The 17,275-nt window shown below is 57.8% G+C and carries 22 protein-coding genes; 12 read left to right on the plus strand and 10 right to left on the minus strand.

Going from position 1 to position 17,275, the window contains the following annotated elements; genetic code table 11:
* Positions 1-76 precede the first annotated feature (76 nt).
* Positions 77-1,810, plus strand: coding sequence for a L,D-transpeptidase family protein (locus LOY68_RS10370; RefSeq protein WP_265044390.1), 1,734 nt, complete (start codon positions 77-79; stop codon positions 1,808-1,810).
* 101 nt (positions 1,811-1,911) lie between these two features.
* On the opposite strand, the gene LOY68_RS10375 is transcribed toward LOY68_RS10370, so the two are convergent.
* Both LOY68_RS10375 and LOY68_RS10380 read right to left on the minus strand, forming a co-directional pair.
* On the minus strand, positions 1,912-2,655 hold the full coding sequence (locus tag LOY68_RS10375; protein ID WP_265044392.1) for an anti-sigma factor family protein: 744 nt from the start codon (positions 2,653-2,655) through the stop codon (positions 1,912-1,914).
* A complete protein-coding gene (locus tag LOY68_RS10380; protein ID WP_265044394.1) occupies positions 2,648-3,160 on the minus strand; it encodes a sigma-70 family RNA polymerase sigma factor in 513 nt (170 codons plus the stop codon). Before LOY68_RS10380 ends, LOY68_RS10375 begins: the two co-directional genes overlap by 8 nt.
* Positions 3,161-3,314: 154 nt before the next feature.
* On the opposite strand from LOY68_RS10380, the gene LOY68_RS10385 reads away from it, so the two are divergent.
* Positions 3,315-4,283, plus strand: coding sequence for a metallophosphoesterase family protein (locus LOY68_RS10385; protein WP_265044395.1), 969 nt, complete (start codon positions 3,315-3,317; stop codon positions 4,281-4,283).
* 15 nt (positions 4,284-4,298) lie between these two features.
* Positions 4,299-4,607 (plus strand): cupredoxin family copper-binding protein, encoded by a 309-nt coding sequence (locus LOY68_RS10390; RefSeq protein ID WP_265044397.1) that lies wholly within the window; start codon positions 4,299-4,301, stop codon positions 4,605-4,607.
* Between the two features lie 124 nt (positions 4,608-4,731).
* On the opposite strand, the gene LOY68_RS10395 is transcribed toward LOY68_RS10390, so the two are convergent.
* Complete coding sequence (locus LOY68_RS10395) at positions 4,732-5,217, minus strand: hypothetical protein (RefSeq protein WP_265044399.1); 486 nt, start codon at positions 5,215-5,217, stop codon at positions 4,732-4,734.
* A gap of 159 nt (positions 5,218-5,376) precedes the next feature.
* On the opposite strand from LOY68_RS10395, the gene LOY68_RS10400 reads away from it, so the two are divergent.
* From LOY68_RS10400 to LOY68_RS10415, 4 genes are all read left to right on the plus strand, one after another.
* Positions 5,377-6,042 (plus strand): ribonuclease T2, encoded by a 666-nt coding sequence (locus tag LOY68_RS10400; protein ID WP_265044401.1) that lies wholly within the window; start codon positions 5,377-5,379, stop codon positions 6,040-6,042.
* A 247-nt stretch (positions 6,043-6,289) separates the two neighbouring features.
* Positions 6,290-6,787 carry a PAAR domain-containing protein gene (locus tag LOY68_RS10405; RefSeq protein ID WP_265044403.1) on the plus strand — a complete coding sequence of 166 codons (498 nt, stop codon included), beginning with the start codon at positions 6,290-6,292 and terminating at the stop codon, positions 6,785-6,787.
* 3 nt (positions 6,788-6,790) lie between these two features.
* Entirely contained in the window at positions 6,791-7,519 is a 729-nt protein-coding gene (locus LOY68_RS10410; RefSeq protein WP_265044405.1) for an alpha/beta hydrolase, read from the plus strand.
* A gap of 1 nt (position 7,520) precedes the next feature.
* Positions 7,521-8,051, plus strand: coding sequence for a hypothetical protein (locus tag LOY68_RS10415; RefSeq protein ID WP_265044407.1), 531 nt, complete (start codon positions 7,521-7,523; stop codon positions 8,049-8,051).
* 22 nt (positions 8,052-8,073) lie between these two features.
* On the opposite strand, the gene LOY68_RS10420 is transcribed toward LOY68_RS10415, so the two are convergent.
* Positions 8,074-8,925, minus strand: a complete 852-nt coding sequence (locus LOY68_RS10420; protein WP_265044409.1) for a LysR substrate-binding domain-containing protein — start codon at positions 8,923-8,925, stop codon at positions 8,074-8,076.
* Positions 8,926-9,033: 108 nt separating this feature from the next.
* Here LOY68_RS10420 and LOY68_RS10425 point away from each other — a divergent pair, with 108 nt between their 5' ends.
* Together LOY68_RS10425 and LOY68_RS10430 are read left to right on the plus strand one after the other, a co-directional pair.
* On the plus strand, positions 9,034-9,738 hold the full coding sequence (locus LOY68_RS10425; RefSeq protein WP_265044411.1) for a haloacid dehalogenase type II: 705 nt from the start codon (positions 9,034-9,036) through the stop codon (positions 9,736-9,738).
* A 14-nt stretch (positions 9,739-9,752) separates the two neighbouring features.
* Complete coding sequence (locus tag LOY68_RS10430) at positions 9,753-10,520, plus strand: aldolase (protein WP_265044413.1); 768 nt, start codon at positions 9,753-9,755, stop codon at positions 10,518-10,520.
* Between the two features lie 117 nt (positions 10,521-10,637).
* On the opposite strand, the gene LOY68_RS10435 is transcribed toward LOY68_RS10430, so the two are convergent.
* Complete coding sequence (locus tag LOY68_RS10435) at positions 10,638-11,279, minus strand: HAD family hydrolase (RefSeq protein ID WP_265044415.1); 642 nt, start codon at positions 11,277-11,279, stop codon at positions 10,638-10,640.
* Positions 11,280-11,434: 155 nt separating this feature from the next.
* Here LOY68_RS10435 and LOY68_RS10440 point away from each other — a divergent pair, with 155 nt between their 5' ends.
* A complete protein-coding gene (locus tag LOY68_RS10440) occupies positions 11,435-13,003 on the plus strand; it encodes a GGDEF domain-containing protein (protein ID WP_163909296.1) in 1,569 nt (522 codons plus the stop codon).
* 59 nt (positions 13,004-13,062) lie between these two features.
* On the opposite strand, the gene LOY68_RS10445 is transcribed toward LOY68_RS10440, so the two are convergent.
* Entirely contained in the window at positions 13,063-13,377 is a 315-nt protein-coding gene (locus LOY68_RS10445) for a hypothetical protein (RefSeq protein WP_054615529.1), read from the minus strand.
* A gap of 193 nt (positions 13,378-13,570) precedes the next feature.
* Entirely contained in the window at positions 13,571-14,158 is a 588-nt protein-coding gene (locus tag LOY68_RS10450) for a GNAT family N-acetyltransferase (protein ID WP_265044418.1), read from the minus strand.
* Between the two features lie 129 nt (positions 14,159-14,287).
* Between LOY68_RS10450 and LOY68_RS10455 the strand changes: the two genes are divergently transcribed.
* Together LOY68_RS10455 and LOY68_RS10460 are read left to right on the plus strand one after the other, a co-directional pair.
* Positions 14,288-15,082: an exodeoxyribonuclease III gene (locus tag LOY68_RS10455; RefSeq protein WP_163909299.1), complete on the plus strand. Its 795-nt coding sequence runs from the start codon at positions 14,288-14,290 to the stop codon at positions 15,080-15,082.
* 112 nt (positions 15,083-15,194) lie between these two features.
* A complete protein-coding gene (locus tag LOY68_RS10460; RefSeq protein WP_265044420.1) occupies positions 15,195-16,031 on the plus strand; it encodes an arylamine N-acetyltransferase family protein in 837 nt (278 codons plus the stop codon).
* Between the two features lie 39 nt (positions 16,032-16,070).
* Here LOY68_RS10460 and LOY68_RS10465 read toward each other — a convergent pair whose 3' ends face one another.
* The 3 genes from LOY68_RS10465 to LOY68_RS10475 form a co-directional block, all read right to left on the minus strand.
* Entirely contained in the window at positions 16,071-16,496 is a 426-nt protein-coding gene (locus LOY68_RS10465) for a DUF4952 domain-containing protein (RefSeq protein ID WP_265044422.1), read from the minus strand.
* A gap of 80 nt (positions 16,497-16,576) precedes the next feature.
* Positions 16,577-16,918 (minus strand): BrnA antitoxin family protein, encoded by a 342-nt coding sequence (locus LOY68_RS10470; RefSeq protein WP_265044424.1) that lies wholly within the window; start codon positions 16,916-16,918, stop codon positions 16,577-16,579.
* A 2-nt stretch (positions 16,919-16,920) separates the two neighbouring features.
* The gene (locus tag LOY68_RS10475) at positions 16,921-17,202 is read right to left on the minus strand and encodes a BrnT family toxin (RefSeq protein ID WP_265044425.1); all 282 of its coding nucleotides are present in this window, start codon (positions 17,200-17,202) and stop codon (positions 16,921-16,923) included.
* Positions 17,203-17,275: the final 73 nt, after the last annotated feature.

Consider the following 17,275-nt stretch of genomic DNA (forward strand, 5'->3'; position numbering starts at 1 on the left):
GAGATGTCTCATTAAGTTATTTCGAGTTTAGCAGGGCAAACGACAAGTGCTGAACGCACGAGATTAAGGATTATCCATGAGGCAACTATCAAGGTTATTCGTCATAAGCCATGTCTTTTTTATGGGCTTTCTGATCAGCGGCACGGCCGTCGCTGAAACTTCGCCGATCGCGCCGGAAAATCCGTCGATCAGCATGATCGAGGCGATACCCGACGATAACGTCGCCCAGGAGATTCATGCAGTGCTGGAGCCGATGATTTCGGCATTCCCACCGTTGCAAACCCGGCCGCGCCATCAACGCATCGACGTTAACCGCGTGGTGCTGGATTTCTATACCCATCGCCAATTTCGTGCGGCCTGGACCAACCCTGATGATGTCGCCCAGTTGCTGAAAAGCCTCAACGACACGCAAATCGATGGCCTGGAGCCTGCGGATTTTCGTGGCGATGATTTGGCCATGGCTCAGGCGTCGATGCAGAACACGGCGCCGACGCCGGCCCAGCAAGCTGCCTTCGACCTCGCGGCCACCCGTACTTACCTCACGGCATTGCTGCAATTGCGCCGGGGCAAGGTCGATCCTGCGCGGCTGGACATGCATTGGAATTTCGACATTACCGGCGCCGATCCTCGGGATGACGTGAATAACTTCTTCATCGCGCTCGACACGCATGATGTCGCTCGCGCCTTTGCGCAAGCGCCGCCGCAAGAGGCGGTGTATGTCGGTTTGCGTGAAGCCTTGGCGCAGTTGCGCACGATTCGCGATCGTGGCGGCTGGCCGAAAATCACCGAAGGGCAATCGCTCAAGCCAGGAATGGACGGCCCCGCTGTGGCGCAGTTGCGCGCGCGGTTGGCGGCGGGCGGTTACCTGGACTCGAAACACAGCAAAAACAATGAATACGACGATGCCGTGATCGCGGCCGTGAAAAAATACCAGACCGAACAGTACTTGGGCGCGGACGGCGTGGCTGGTGCGGCGACCCTTGCGGCGTTGAACGTGCCGGTGCAGGCGCGCATCGATCAGGTGCGGGTCAACATGGAGCGCGCGCGTTGGCTGCTTTATAAGCTGGAGGGCACGTTCGTTATTGTCGATATCGCCGGGTACAAAGTGGCGCTGTATCGCGATGGCCAACCCGTCTGGCGTTCCCGGGTGCAGGTCGGTAAACCGTTTCGTAGCACGCCGATTTTTCAGGCCGAGATTACTTACGTCACGTTCAACCCAACATGGACCGTGCCGCCAACGATTTTGAAAGAAGATGTATTGCCGAAGATCCTGAGTAACCCAAATTACCTCAGTGCCAACCGCATTCGTCCGCTGGATCGGGAAGGCAATCTGCTAGATCCGGCGACCATCGACTGGAGCCACCCGCAGGGCATTACTTTGCGTCAGGACGCAGGGCCGGAAAACTCGTTGGGCCAGGTGGTCATCCGCTTCCCGAATGACTATGCGATTTACCTGCACGACACGCCGCACCGGGAGTTGTTCGCGAAGAACGTCCGCGCTACCAGTTCGGGCTGTATTCGGGTGGAGAACCCATTGCAGTTGGTCGAGTTGCTGTTCAACGATCCGGTGCGCTGGAACAGCGCCGGGATTCAAAAGCAACTGGCCAATGGCAAGACCGAGAACATTCGCTTGCCGGTGAAAGTGCCGGTGTTGTTGGCGTATTGGACGGTGGATATGGGTAGCAACGGGCGAGTGGCGTTTAAACCGGATGTGTATGGCTACGATAATCCAGTGTTGAAAGCGCTGAATTCACCGGCGAAGTTGCCGGCGCTGGATTTGCAGGCGGCGGCGGGGCAAGGCCGGCTGTAACCACCCCGTAGGAGCTGCCGAAGGCTGCGATCTTTTGATCTTGATCCTAAAGATCAAAAGATCGCAGCCTTCGGCAGCTCCTACAAGGTTATGTGATCACCTCAGGTGCCATTCCTGAGCAACTGACCCAGCGCCTCAAGCTCACTTTTTTCCACATCCGAAACCATCACAAACCGCATGTGATTTTCCTCCCACGACACCACGTTAAAACCTCGAATCAACCGTGTTTGCGGCGGTTTATCCGCCTCGGTCGTCGGCAGGATAAACACGTTGATGATGTGCTTGGCCCGCGCATAACTCAGCGCCGCCGTAGTCTGGTGTTGCAGATAATCCAGCCGCCCGCCCAACAACGGAAACCCTTGCGCCGCGTAATCGAACACCGGTGGCGAGAAGTCGAGTTTGCCGGTGAACCAGGGCTTCACCGTGTGGCGATCTGACGACACCACATCATTCAAATGTTCGCCCATCAATGAGCGAACATGGCTCGACACCGCCTCATCCATCAGCGGTTGTTCACTGCCAGGCGTCGCCACAAATAGCACCAACGCCAGGGCCAGTGCCGCCGCTGAAAAGGCTGGTGCGAACCATGTCCGCCAGCGTTCGAAAGCGCTCCGCTGTGGCGCAATGGATGCCAACACATTGGCGGTCAACGACGCTGGCGCCGCGTAATACGGTGCGTGCCGTTTCACACTGTTCATCAGCAACCGCGACTCATCATGCAGCCGCGCGCACTCGGCACACTCGGCCAAATGCCCGGCTACTTTCGCCGCCGTCACGCTGTCCAGTTCCTTGTCCAGATAACCATGAACCAGCGTCTGGCAAGCCGTGCAGTCGAGTTCATTCATGATCGTGCATCTTCTGTAATTCGAGCTTGAGCATGGCACGAGCCCGGGCCAGTCTCGACATGACGGTGCCGATGGGAATGTCGACCACCAGGGCGATGTCCTTGTAGGGCAGGTCTTCCAGCTCCTTCAGAATAATTACCTCGCGAAACGCTGGCGGCAGGGCGCTCAGGGCTTGCTGGATCTGCACCGCGTTTTCCGTGTGAATGGCCAGCAGTTCCGGGGTTTGGCTGTGGCTCAGGGCCGGTTCGTCGTCGATGAGTTCATCGTTGATGGCGACCCAGCGGTGGCCGGCCGATGCCTTGAGCCAGGTGTAGCTTTCGTTACGCACGATGGTCAGGAACCAGGCTTTTGGATTGCCATCGGCGAAGCGGTGCAAAAACCGAAAGGCACGCAGCGCACTTTCCTGCACGACATCGCGCGCGGCGCTGTCGTTACCGGTGAGCCAGCGCGCGAGGTTATAGGCCGCGTCCATGTGGGGCGCAAACAGTTCCTCAAATCGCTTCATAGTGTTTCCCGCACCGTCCCACTCCTGTAACTGTGATTAACGGTGTTTTATTCCCGGGAAAAATTATATTTTTCGACGCGGAATAAAGACTTGTCCTACCCGGTTGTACCTCGTGTCAGCTACTTCACTGTAGTCCGCCAACGAGGGCATACCGATGGACATTCAATCAAAACATCAACGACGTACCGACGGTCCGCTGAACCCCGACCGCAGGACGCTGCTCAAGTGTTCCGCATGGGCCGGGGCCGGGGTGATCTGGGCTTTGAGCGGCGGCATTCCCCGGGCCTTTGCGCTGGACAGTTCCGGCAACGTCACCGACCCCAAGGCACTGGCCAGCACGTTTCACTTTGTGCAGATCAGCGACTCGCACATCGGCTTCAACAAAGAAGCCAACCCGGAACCGGTGAAGACCTTGCAGGTGGCCATCGACAAGGTCATCGCGTTGCCGAAACGGCCGGCGCTGATCCTGCACACCGGCGACATCACCCACCTGTCCAAAGCCGAAGAGTTTGACACCGCCGCGCAACTGCTCAAGGGCCTGCCGTCCACCGTGCACTACGTGCCGGGCGAGCACGACACCCTCGACGAGGGCGGCGGCAAGCTCTATCTCGAACGCTACGGCAGGGGCACCAAAGGCAACGGCTGGTACAGCTTCGATGATCACGGCGTGCATTTCATCGCGCTGGTGAATGTCTTCAACTTCCAGGCCGGACGCGAAGCGAACCTGGGCGCTGATCAACTCGCCTGGCTGGCCGACGACTTGCGCGCCGTGAGCACCAGCACGCCGATCGTGGTGTTTACCCACATTCCGTTATGGACGATTTATCAGCCGTGGGGTTGGGGCACCGAGGACGGCGACCAGGCGATTGCCATGCTGCGCAAGTATGGATCGGTGACGGTGCTGAACGGGCATATCCACCAGGTTATCCAGAAGGTCGAAGGCAACATCACCTTCCACACCGCTCGCGGCACGGCTTATCCACAACCCGCACCGGGCACGGCGCCGTCACCGGGGCCGATGACGGTCGCGGCGGATCAACTGCGCAATTACCTGGGCGTCACTGATGTGCGCGCGACACAGGGCGAGCATCCGCTGGCGCTGATCGATTCGACATTGGTTTAAGGGGAGGGCGCGAGGATGAAAAAGCTATTGCTGACGATGGTGTGTCTGATGCTGTCGATGCCGGTGTGGGCTCAGGACGTGAAAATCGATATCAAGGAATTCATGTTCGGACCCAAGGACATGACCGTAGCGGTCGGGACCAAAGTGACGTGGGTGAACGATGACGAGATCCCGCATACCGTGGCGGAAACCCACAAGGTGTTCCGCTCGGGGGCGCTGGACACCAATGACAGCTTTTCCTACGTGTTCAACACGCCGGGGGAGTTTGAATATTTCTGCTCGCTGCATCCGCAGATGATCGGGAAGATTGTGGTTAGCCAGTGAAATGAGCACTGATCTCCTGTGGGAGCGGGCTTGCTCGCGAAAGTGGTGTATCAGTCAATACATGTGGGGACTGACACACTGCCTTCGCGAGCAAGCCCGCTCCCACAAGGGGAACTGATGTGGTCTAGAGATCCAGTCCTTCCTGAATCACCGACAGCAGATTCACCTCAGTCAAAGCCACCGCATCCAGCTGCTGCCCGGATTGCTCGATCGACTGTAACCACCACTGGCTTTCACCGTGCTCGCTGACGGTTCGCAGCAGCGGAATCTCTTTGCCCTTGAGATGAATCTCGACCCGGCCAGCGCCGTCGGCGGTGAAGCGCACGATCGGCACGAAAGTGAGGCTGTGGTGGTTGCCTTCAATCACCAATTGGTCGATGGAGTAGGCGTAAGTCGCGCCTTCAGGATGGCGCTCGAAAACATGCGTGGGGTTGCGCCGGATGCTCAGGCCAGCCTCGAGCAGCGGCTTCAGCCACGCTTCGATCTGGTGATACATTGCGTACACTTCGCCCGGCCAACTGTCGATCGCCTGATCGGTGCCGCTGGTTGCGTCGACGCCGGAATGCCGGGTCTCTCTCAGTTTTGCGGCGAGTTCGTCTGCCTTACTCATGTCGATTCCCTGTCGTGATGTAAGAGTGATCATAGCGTTATCAAGGTAATGCACGTTTTGCCTTGCGTCATGCGATTGAAACACCTGCATGACAAAACAACCCTTGGCCGATCGTCGGCCAAGGACTCAACCAAGTCATCATTCCCAAGGAGTGGGTATATGAAAAAGTTTTACGCAGCCCTCGCGATCCTCGCGATAACGTTCGGCAACATCGGGCTGAGCAGTGCTCGGCAAACACACCAAGGCAAAGCGCCAGTCGAGTCTGTGGCAGGAGTATTCGATTACTACCTGCTGACGCTGTCCTGGTCGCCGACCTTCTGCCTGACCCACAAAGACGACGTGCAATGCTCCGGCAAAGGCTACGGCTTTGTGCTCCACGGCCTCTGGCCGCAATACGCCAAGGGCGGCTGGCCGGAGTCGTGCCCGCCGATGGTCGCGTTGTCACCGGCCGAACGCACCCAAGGGCTGACGCTGTTCCCGACGCCGAAGTTGCTTGAACATGAATGGTCGAAACACGGCACTTGCAGCGGTCTCGGCGCGACGGGTTATCTGGATGCGGCGGACAAAGCCGTGGCTGCCGTGAAAGTCCCAGAGCAACTTCAACCTTTCAGCGGCACGCATTACTTCACGGCGCAGAAAATCAGCGACCTGTTCCGCGAGAGCAACCCCGGGATTCCGGCGGACGGCATTGCTGTGTTGTGCAGCGGCCCGGAGTTGTCGGAAGTGCGGGTGTGCATGGGCAAGGATCTGGAGTTCGGCGCGTGCGGGAAGGGTGTGAAGACCCAATGCCGGGCGGGAGATATCCGGGTTCCGCCGTCGCGCTGATATCGCTTAATTAAAACGCAAAACCTGTGGGAGCGGGCTTGCTCGCGAAAGCGGTGTGTCAGCCAACATTGATGTCGATTGATATGGCCTCTTCGCAAGCAAGCCCGCTCCCACAGGGTTGCTGTTGTTCTTTAGTTCTTGATAATGCCGGTTTTTTTGAAGCCAGCATTTGAACAAATCCCCCACATCCCTCATCCTTGCGCGCTAATTCAATGGATTGTCAGAAAAGCCTGCAAGGAGCTTGTGCATGAGCGGAAAACCCGCTGCCCGCCTCACCGACCCCACCGCTTGCCCGCTACCGGGACACGGCACCAATCCCATCGCCAGCGGTTCGCCGAATGTGAACTTCGATGGCCTGGCCGCTGCGCGCATGACCGACAAATCGGCTTGCGGCAGCCCGATCACCGGCGGCGTCTCAGCCACGGTGTTTATCAACGGCTTGAACGCCGCCACCCTCGACAGCGTAGGTGGCCACGGCAATGTGGTCATTGGTGGTTCAGGCACAGTGATTATTGGCGATACCGTGGTCAATGCTCCGTTCACCGGACTATTGCCGATGCCGGTCAACTTCACCGACAAGTTGAAACTGGTGAACGCGACGACCGGCGAGCCGATGCCGAATCATCCCTACATGATTCAGCGTGCGGACGGGCGCCAAGAGCATGGCGTATCTGACGCGTCGGGGTTCACCCACACGATCAGCTCGCACCTCCCCGAAAGCATCAAGTTGTTTTTGGAGGAGTAAGGCATGGCGGGTGAAACGGTTACGTGCGCGAAAGGCAATACATATAAGCAGCAAAGTGAACATACGTTGACGGACAAGAAGGATGTCAGCGAGAAGACTGTGCCGATTGAGAGTACCAAGGCGATAGTGTTTTTTATTGGCGGGGCGGGGGATAAGGAGAAATATTACTTTTCCGGAACCTTTGAGAACGCCAAGGATGCTCAGACATCCTTCAATTTACGAACCGTGTGTTTGCAAGAAAAAGATCAGTATCGCTCTGAATGGTTGGGTTATAACGAGGTTAGAGGGAAGAAGGATATCCAGAAATTTGTTTTGAATGTGATCCCTTATAAGTCGTGCCCTATATATATCGTTGGGCATAGCTTGGGTGGGTGGAATGGTGCTCACTTAACCAAGATAATGTCAGATTGGGGCTATAAAATAAAAATGTTAATCACCCTGGATCCGGTGGGTGAGGGAGCATTGGTCTGGATAGGCTCTGACATCTACCAAGAGGCGCCTACTCCGGTGGCCGAACAATGGATCAATATAAAAGCAATGCCGACCAAAAAGGATCAGTCGGATTCAGTAGCCGAGTTCGGTGAGAAATGGCGAGTTGCTGGTGGTCCTGCGATAAACGTAACTATGGATGTCAATCATTATAATGCAGTTGCGATGATCACCAGACCTATTGCAGGTTCGAAGTCTGCAAGCGATATGATGTATGAATCCATCATGAAAGAGATTCCATGATATGAAAAAGATAGTGCTGTTTCTTTTGATCCTGGCATGCGCATCTTGTGCTAAAGATCATAATAAGCCATCTGCGGATTTGGAGTTTTTGTCAGTCGAGCGGGAGGGAGGACTTCCACTGTACGATATCAGTTTCAGTTCCAATATTGATCTTCAGGACCTTTATGGGCGAGGAGAAGGGCTGGGGCAGGCTTCAACTAATCTTATTTGCGCGTTGGAAAATGACAGTGATTTTTCCGTCGGCAACACGATAGAACGCTCAGCTTATGGTTTGATAGAGAAGAGCGCTTCCGGTCATGTTCAAGGCGCATTCAACTATGTCACCCGTGCCTTTTTGAGCGAAACACGCAATAAAGGCACGTCTCGGAGAAATCTTTCGGTGGATGAGTTGAATCCGATTCTGGCAAACAAAACTGACATCCCCTGCAAAGTGGTCATTACCGCCTACGGTTACAAACCCTACTATTCGAACACCATGCACATCCCAACCGCCGATCTCCTTCGCGAAATCAACAAGCCAAAATCCAAATGACGACAACCCGGAGGCGCAATCTTCAACCTCGCGCCTCCCCACTCAACGCCTCCTTCAAAAACTCCACCAACCCCCGCTGTAACCCGGTCAACGTACCCTCGCGACTCACCAACGCCAACTCCGAAGACGGCAACTCAGGCAAATCCGTACACACCGTATGCTCCGGCAGCACTGCCGACTCTGGTAATACGGAAATCCCCAATCCAGACGCCACCGCTGCTTGAATCCCGGTCAAGCTATGGCTGCCGAACGCCACGCGCCACGGCCGCTGAGCCTTATCCAGCAAGCGAATCGCCCGTTGTCGGTAAATACACCCCTGTGGAAACAACGCCAACGGCAACACCCCGTTAGCCGAATCCACTCCTGCACCTTTAACCCACACCAACACTTCCGGCCAGGACGCCCAGCACGGACCGCTGTCCGGTTCGCGTTTGATCAGGGCGATGTCGATGTCACCGGCGTCGAGTTTCTGCTTGAGGTCGAGGCTCATGCCGCTGATGGTTTCCAGTCGTGCATGCGGTTTCGCCTGGCTGAACCCGGCGAGTAGCGTGGCCATGCGTCGGGCGTCGAAGTCTTCCGGCACACCGAGGCGCAGGATCTCCAGATCGACGTCGCTGGCCAGCGCTTGTACCGCCTCCGAAGACAGCGCCAGCAAGCGCCGGGCATAACCAATCAGCCGTTCGCCATGTTCGGTGACGCTGACGTTCTGCCCGGTGCGGTCGCGAATCAGCAACGGGTGACCGATCAGCTCTTCCAGTTTGCGCAACTGTTGGCTGACCGTGGACTGGGTCCGGTGCACGCGCTCGGCGGCGCGGGTGAAGCTTCCTTCGTCGACCACGCAGACGAAGCTTTTGAGCAATTCGAGATCGAGCATGGCGGGCCTCCTGATATTCGATTTTCAACTGAGGTTGCGGTATAGATTTAATTTCACACTATCACCAAGCACTCATAAGCTGAAGCTCTCATCTCAGAGGATCTCCCCATGACGCTCCAGCACACCCCGCGCCCCGAGTGGCTGACCTTCGACTGCTACGGCACGTTGATTCAATGGGACGAAGGCCTGAAAGCCGTGGTCGCCGAGATTTTACGTGACAAGGGCGATCACTCGGTCGATGTCGATCGCCTGATCGCGGTGTACGACCGCCATGAACATCGGCTGGAACAGATGCCGCCGCACCGGTCGTTTCGCCAATTGAGCACCCAGGGCTTGCAACTCGCCCTGGAAGAGTTGGGGCTGGCGAGTCTTCCCGAAGACAGTCAGCGATTGGCCGGGGCGATTCCGCGGATGCCGCCGTTTCCCGAAGTGATCGAGACCCTGGCGCGTTTGAAAGCCATGGGGTTCAAGCTGTGCATTGTGTCCAATACCGATGACGACATCATCGCCGGCAACGTTGCGCAACTCGGTGGGCATATTGATCGGGTTATCACGGCGCAACAGGCCGGCGCTTACAAACCCAATCCAAGGTTGTTTGACTACGCTCATGAACAGCTGGGCGTGCGCCGTGATCGGGTGGTGCACATCTGCGCCAGTCCGATGCTGGACCACACCGCCGCGCGGGACATGCAGTTCCGCTGCGTCTGGATCGACCGCGGCACCGGTCGGCAGTTGCTGCCGGACTATCGACCTGATGCGATCTTGAGCACGCTGGATCAGGTCGTGCCGTTATTCACTTCACTTGGCTGGTAACTCACGGAGTCGCTATGGCACACACCCTTGCAGGCAGTTCCCGTCCGGCGCGCTACGCCAATCTGGATCTGGATTCGGAGGCCGCGCTCATTGCTCGCACGGAATTGGCGGCGTGCTTCCAACTGGCGGCGCTGCACGGTTTGGAGGAGGGCATCTGCAACCATTTTTCGGCGATGGTGCCGGGGCGCGATGACCTGTTTTTTGTGAACCCTTACGGCTATGCGTTTGCCGAGGTCAGTGCCGAGAACCTGCTGGTCTGCGACTTTCATGGCAATGTTGTGGCGGGTGACGGGCAGCCCGAGGCGACCGCGTTCTACATCCATGCGCGGCTGCATAAACAACTGCCGAGGGTGAGAGTGGCGTTTCACACCCACATGCCGAATGCCACGGCGCTGTGTTTGCTGCAAGGTCCACCGCTGCTGTGGCTGGGGCAGACTGCGTTGAAGTTTTATGGGCGCACGGCAGTGGACGAGGATTACAACGGTTTGGCCCTCGATGAGTCCGAAGGTGACCGGATTGCCAGCGTGATGGGCGATGCCGATATCCTGTTCCTGAAAAATCACGGAGTGATCGTTGCCGGGCCAACTATCGCTGAGGCTTGGGACGATTTGTATTACCTGGAGCGTGCTGCTCAGGTGCAGTTGCTGGCGATGGCGAGCGGGCGTGAGCTCAAACCGGTGCCGCACGAAATTGCCCAGCGGGCGTATGAGCAGATGCGATTGGGGGATGCCGAGAGTGCGCGGGCGCATTTGCAGAGTGCGATGCGGCGGTTGGCTCGGTAGGTTTTGCGGTGACTGGGCGGGCCTTTTCGCGAGCAGGCTCGCTCCCACAGGGAGATTTGTGGACGACACCGATCCAATGTGGGAGCGAGCCTGCTCGCGAATGAGGTATCCCCAATTTCAGCCAACTTGAACCGGCAACCCCAACGCCACCAAATCCTTGCGCAGTTGCGCCGCGTCGAAGAACTGGATCGCATGAAACCCTTCACGCTGCGCCCCTTCAATGTTCGGCCGGTGATCATCAATAAACACCGCACGGCTGCAATCAACGTCATAACGTGACGCCAACAACTGGAAAATCTCCGGCGAAGGCTTGATCACGCCCTCGGCGCCCGACACCAGAATCCCTTCGAAACGCTGCAAGAACTCAAAACGCTCAAGGGCAATCGGAAAGGTTTCGGCGGACCAGTTGGTCAGCGCCAGCAGCCGGATCCCGTTGGCATGCAGTTCATCAAGAATGGACACGGTGTCTTCGATGGCACCGTCGAGGGTTTCTTCCCAGCGTTCGCGGTAGGCGCGGATCAGCGCTTCCTGGCCAGGATGCCGGGCGATGGCTTCCTCGATAGCTTCCTGCCAGGTCCGGCCCTTGTCCTGTTGTTCGTTCCAGGCCGTGTTGCAAACCTCCGAGAGGAAGGTTTCCATCGCCTCTACGTCGTCACCGAACAATTTTTTGTAAAGGTTTCTGGGGTTCCAGCGGATAAGTACATTGCCGAGATCGAAAACGGCGGTATTGATGGCGACCGGGTGAGACTGAGCACTCATGTTTTCCTCCATGGGTAAACCTGCGGGACAGGTCCTGAGGCCTTTGATCCTAGCAGAGCGGGTTTCCCATTGGCTCCCGACAACCCCGTAGACTAAGCTCACAAAAAATAAGGGCTTTGGGCCTTCGCCCGTGCCGTGCCCTCCAGGAAACACCTTTGCCTATCCCCATTCACGACTCGCATCACGCCCCCGGCGCCCTGAAACGCTTGCCTTTGCTCAAGGCTGCAGCGTTTTTTATCGCGGCGGTGTGCTTGTGCCTGTGTGGTTTGCTGTACCTGCAACTGGAGCAATCGCGGCGCCATGACCTGGCGCTGGCAGAAGTCGCGTCGTCGAACCTGACCCGGGCCATGGCGCAGCAGGCCGAAGACACGTTCATGAAGGCCGATCTGGTGCTGACCAGCCTGGCCGACTGGATTCAGGCCGACGGTTACGACGCGACCCAATTGCCGCGCCTGCACAAAACCTTTGTGCAGCGAGTGCAAGCCTTGCATCAATTGCACGGGATTTTCCTGTTCGACAAACAGGGACAATGGATCGTGACCTCGTTCCAGGACTTGCCTCGTGGCTCGGGTGTATCGGATCGCGAGTACTTCAAGTTCCACCAGCAAAACGTTTCGTCCCTGGCGCACATCGGCCCGGCTATCCGCAGTCGCGAGAACGGTGAGTGGGTCATTCCAGTGACCAAGCGCGTCAACGACAAGGATGGCAACTTCCAGGGCGTGTTGCTGGCCGGGATCAAGATGGCTTACTTCGATCAGTTCTTCAAAAGCTTCAGCATCGATGAGCAGGGCACGATGTTTTTGGCGCTCACGGACGGCACGTTGCTGGCGCGGCGACCGTTCGTGGAGTCGCAGATCGGCACGTCGTTGGCCCAAGGTGCTATTTTTCAAAGGCACTTGCCGAGTGCAAATTCCGGCAATGCGATGATCAATTCGGTGGTCGATGGCACGGTACGGTTGTATGGCTACCGTCAGCTGGAAGCGTATCCGTTGGTGGTGTCGGCGGCCTCGTCAAAAGACGCGATTCTCCAGGACTGGTACGCCACGGCGTTTCAATCGAGTGTCATCGTCGCCCTGGTGATATTGGGTGTGGGGCTGTTCGGCTGGGTGTTCATTCATCAGGTGCGCGACGGTGGGCGGATCGAAGCCGATCTGCGTCAGGCCCAGGAAGCGCTGGAGCTGATCGCCACCCATGACAGCCTGACCGGTTTGGCCAACCGACGCCTGTTCGAACGGGCGCTGGACATCGAGTTCGGTCGCGGTTCCCGACAGGCGAGCCCGCTGAGCCTGGTGATGCTCGATATCGATTTCTTCAAGCGCTACAACGACACTTACGGTCATGTGGCGGGGGACCATTGCCTGGCCGAAGTGGCGCGCGCGCTGAAGAGTTGCTGTCATCGCAAGGCCGATCTCGCGGTGCGCTATGGCGGTGAAGAGTTTGCAGTGCTGCTGCCGGACACCGACATTCACGGTGCACTGGTGATTGCCGAGCAGATTCGCCGCAGTGTCATGGACAAGAACATCACCCACAGCGGCTCGCCCACCGGGTACGTAACCGTCAGCCTGGGGTGCTATGCATTTGTGCCGACCGGGCGCGACAGCATCGAAGTCTTCATCCAGCGCGCAGACGCCGCGCTGTATCAGGCCAAGCACTCCGGACGAAATCGTTCGGCGGTGCTGTCGCTGGAGGGTGGCGTCGAGGCGTTGATGCGTTCGGATCGCTGAATAGGTAAAAAGACAGGTCCTGTTCCCGACCTTCAAGACTAGAAGCTGCCTTTTCGCGTTCAGCTGCCCGTGCCACCGCCAGCTCCGCCCGTCCCGCCACCGGGCGCCCCGGTGCCACCGCCCGCGCCAGAACCGCTGGTCCCGCCGTTGCTGCCATTGACGCCCGAGCCTGTGCTCGATGAGTTGGTGCCGTTATTGGTTTCTTTACCACCGGACGGCGCGCCGGGGGTGCTGTTGGGTGGCAGTGTCGAGCCGCTGACCCCGCCGGATTTGGTGCCGGTGGCGTCAGGGGCATCGTTGGCGGCATAACTGGCCAGCGGCGCGGCGCACAGCAAACCTGCCAGCAGCAATGAGGTGATTTTTGTCGTGATCATGGTACGTCTCCAGAGTTGAGTCGTTACCTGATATTGGTGTTTGGGTAGGCGCGGTTGGTGCCGACAAGATGACGAATGGCGACCTTCCACTGTGGGAGCGGGCTTGCTCGCGAAAGCGTCGGCACATCCAACATTGATGGCGACTGGCATACCGCTTTCGCGAGCAAGCCCGCTCCCACATTAAGTCGTGGTGTCAGTGAGGGTTGTATTCGGCGAGTTTCTTTTCCAGATGCTGCCGAACCTGTGGCCACTCATCATCGATGATGCTGAACCGCACCGAGTTGCGCTTGCGTCCGTCCGGCATGATCCGCTCGTGGCGCACGATGCCTTCCTGCTGCGCGCCGAGCCTGAGGATCGCGTTGCGTGACTTCTGGTTATTTTCGTCGGTGGTGAATTGCACGCGCACGCAATCGAGCACTTCAAAGGCGTGGCGCAACATCAGGTATTTGGCTTCGGTGTTGACGAAGGTTTTCTGCCAACTGGCGCCGATCCAGCTGCTGCCGATTTCGAGCTTGCGATTGAGTCGGTCGACTTTCCAGAAGCGTGTCGAGCCGATGACCTTGCCGGTGTCCTTGAGCACGATGACGAATGGCAGGACAGTGCCAGTGTCGCGCCCATCAAGAGCTCTTTTCAGGTAGCTGTCGACGGTGGTCGGGGAGGGCACGACGGTGACTGTCAGGTTCCACAGTTCACCGTCCCCGGCCGCCTCGACCAGAGCGTCGGCATCGGTGTATTGCAAGGGGCGCAGGAGGATTCTGTGGCCTTCGAGGCGGGTTTCCATGAGTCGCTATTCTCGGCAAATCGGCTAGGGCGTTGGACGCTTATTACGCCGCAGATTACTTCCCGGGCGCAACCACCAGAACGGGCTGCTGTCACAACCTGGACACCTCGCTGCCAGGAGCCTCGTTCGATGAAGAATTTGCGAATCGCGACGTTCAACGTCAACGGCCTGCGGGCCCGGCTGCCTAACTTGCTGGCCTGGCTGGCGCGAGAACAACCGGACATTGTCTGCCTGCAAGAACTCAAGTCCGTCGACAGTGCGTTCCCCGCCGCCGAGCTGGAAGCGGCCGGTTACGGCGCGATCTGGCAGGGTCAGTCCTCCTGGAACGGTGTTGCGATTCTGGCCCGGGACGCGCAGCCGCTCGAGAGTCGTCGCGGCTTGCCCGGCGACGACAGCGACACCCAAAGCCGCTACCTCGAAGCTGCGGTGCACGGGGTTTTGGTGGGGTGTCTGTACTTGCCCAACGGTAACCCGCAACCGGGGCCGAAGTTCGATTACAAACTGGCCTGGTTCGAACGGTTGATCAGTTATGCACAGGCCCTTCAAGTCAGCGAGCATCCGGTGGTCCTGGCCGGCGACTACAACGTGGTGCCCACCGACCTCGACATCTACAACACGCGCTCCTGGCTCAAGGACGCGTTGCTGCAACCCGAGAGCCGTGAGTGTTATCAACGATTGCTGGACCAGGGCTGGACCGATTCCCTGCGTCATCTCTATCCCGAGGATCGTCTTTACACGTTCTGGGATTATTTCCGACAGCACTGGCAGAAAAACTCCGGGTTGCGCATCGATCATCTACTGTTGAACCCGGCGCTGAGTCCGTATCTGCAAGAAGCCGGTGTCGATGCCTGGGTGCGTAACGAGCCCCATGCCAGCGACCATGCGCCGACCTGGATCCGGCTGGGCACGCGCAAGCGGCGTTGATATTTCCGCCGGTGGCGATTGGCGAAATCAATTGTCGGTCACAGGGTTTTTTCCCTTATATATGGCGCCCATCGGCGGAGTGATCCGCGGCCCCGCACATAAGGACTGAGCAATGAGCGAGTCACGCCTGAAGAATCTGAACCTGTATTTACAACGCCTGGGTTTCAACGCGCCCCCCGCGCCCACTCTGGAAACCTTGCGTCAACTTCAGCTGCGCCACACTGGCGCCTTCCCGTTTGAGAATCTCACGACGTTATCCGGCGAACCGGTACTCATCGACTTGCCTTCGATTGAGCAGAAAGTCCTGCATCAGGGCCGTGGTGGCTACTGCTATGAACTGAACAACCTGTTCCTCGCTCTGCTGCAGGAACTGGGCTTCGACGCTCGCGGCATCAGCGGTCGTGTGGTGATGGGCCAGCCCGAAGGTGCATGGACGGCGCGTACCCACCGCTTAAGCCTGGTGATTCTGGACGGCTTGCGCTACATCACCGATGTTGGCTTCGGCGGCATGGTGCCCACCGCACCGCTGAAGCTCGATAGCACCGACGAACAGCTCACCCCTCACGAACCCTATCGCATCGAACAACATGTCGACGGCTACACCCTTCGCGCCAAGGTCGGTGATGAATGGCGGGCGATGTATATCTTCGATTTGCAACGCCAGGAAGACATCGATTACACCGTCGGCAACTGGTATGTCTCGACGCATCCTGAATCGTCTTTCGTCAAACAGTTGATGGTGGCGCGTACAGGGGAAGGGTGGCGCAAGACGCTGAACAACGGCAGCTTTGCGCTCCACCGGATTGGCAGCGAGAGCGAGCGGCGCCAAGTGACAGATGTGGATGAATTGACCGGGCTGCTGCAAAGCGAGTTCGGGATTCAGGTGCCGGCCAATGACCGGTTGCGGCAGGTGCTTGCGCGTTTGATTGAGCCGAAAGAACAAGCCTGATCGAGTCTGCTGTGCATCGGGCGGTCATTGCCAAGCGTTTCAGGGATCTTCTGCATACGCATCGACGCCGATGTAAAAGTAGTCGATGGCTGGCCATGATTTCCGATCATGGATCAGCGTCTCTCCTGAGCCCATCGTGATGGAATAACCAATGTCGGTCTGCTTGTCTCGATAGAAATGTGCTGTCGATTCCCATATGCAACACACTCGCTTGAGAGCGGGCTGGCCAAATTGTTGCTTGAGGTATTTTTCAGCTTTAGAGGCGTTTTCCCCCGACACCCGGTAGCTGGCCGAGAACGGCTGTCCCTGGCGATCGACTGACTGCTGACAGCCCTGAAACTCGATAAACCCGGGCTTGTCGCTGAGCTTTGCCAAGAAGTCGTCGCACTGGAGCTCGGCCTTGGCACCATTGGCGAAGAGCATTAACAGGGCGGCTAAAAGCCTTAACAGTGATGGACGTTTCAATTCTTGCCCTGCCTGTAAATCACCACACCATTTCCTTTGGATACCGCCCAGACACCGATGCCGGGCGGTGAGGTTGTTAGCTACGGCCGGACATCCGGCTCCATCACCCGATGGATTTCGCTGAGGGCGTCAGCGAGTTTTTTCTCCAGACATTTCAGATCAGTCGCCGTTACACCTTTTTTGAGATGGCCGCCGCTGGCACCGCTGTGTGGCGCGACCTTCGCGGCTTGTCCCTTATCGCTGAGCAATACCTGACGCAGCGTATTGTTGATCACCGTCTGATACCCAAAGCCCTCGTTCTCCGCGAGCGTACGCGCCGCCTCGATCACGGCATCATCCAGCATGATGGTGATGCGGGTCTTGCCTTTGCTGGAAGCAATGGCCCCGCGCTTGGCGTTACTGAAGTCGTACTCGTCTTTCATGGTCATGCCTCCCTGTATTGGTGGCGCTCGTTTTTGGTAGCGGTGCGCGCGGAAATAATTCGAACGAAATTCGGGTCACGCCAGGTGTAGGCAACCACCAGCACACGTCCTTTGGCATCCTGTCCCAGGATGATCCAGCGTTGTCCATCGTGATCGCAGTCTTGCAAGGTCAGGGCTCGCTCGTCATTGAATACGGTTTCGGTCTCGGCCAGGCTGACTCCCCTATGCTTGAGTTTATTGGCCGCATTCTTTGCTTTGTCGTACTGAATTTCGAATGGCTTCATTATGCATACTTTATATGTATAAAAAAGAGGGCATCCGTGCCGGCGGTCGCCATGAAGGCAAAAGACTAGCGGG

The organism is Pseudomonas sp. B21-053, from assembly GCF_026016365.1.
GTDB classification, from domain to species: domain Bacteria; phylum Pseudomonadota; class Gammaproteobacteria; order Pseudomonadales; family Pseudomonadaceae; genus Aquipseudomonas; species Aquipseudomonas nunensis.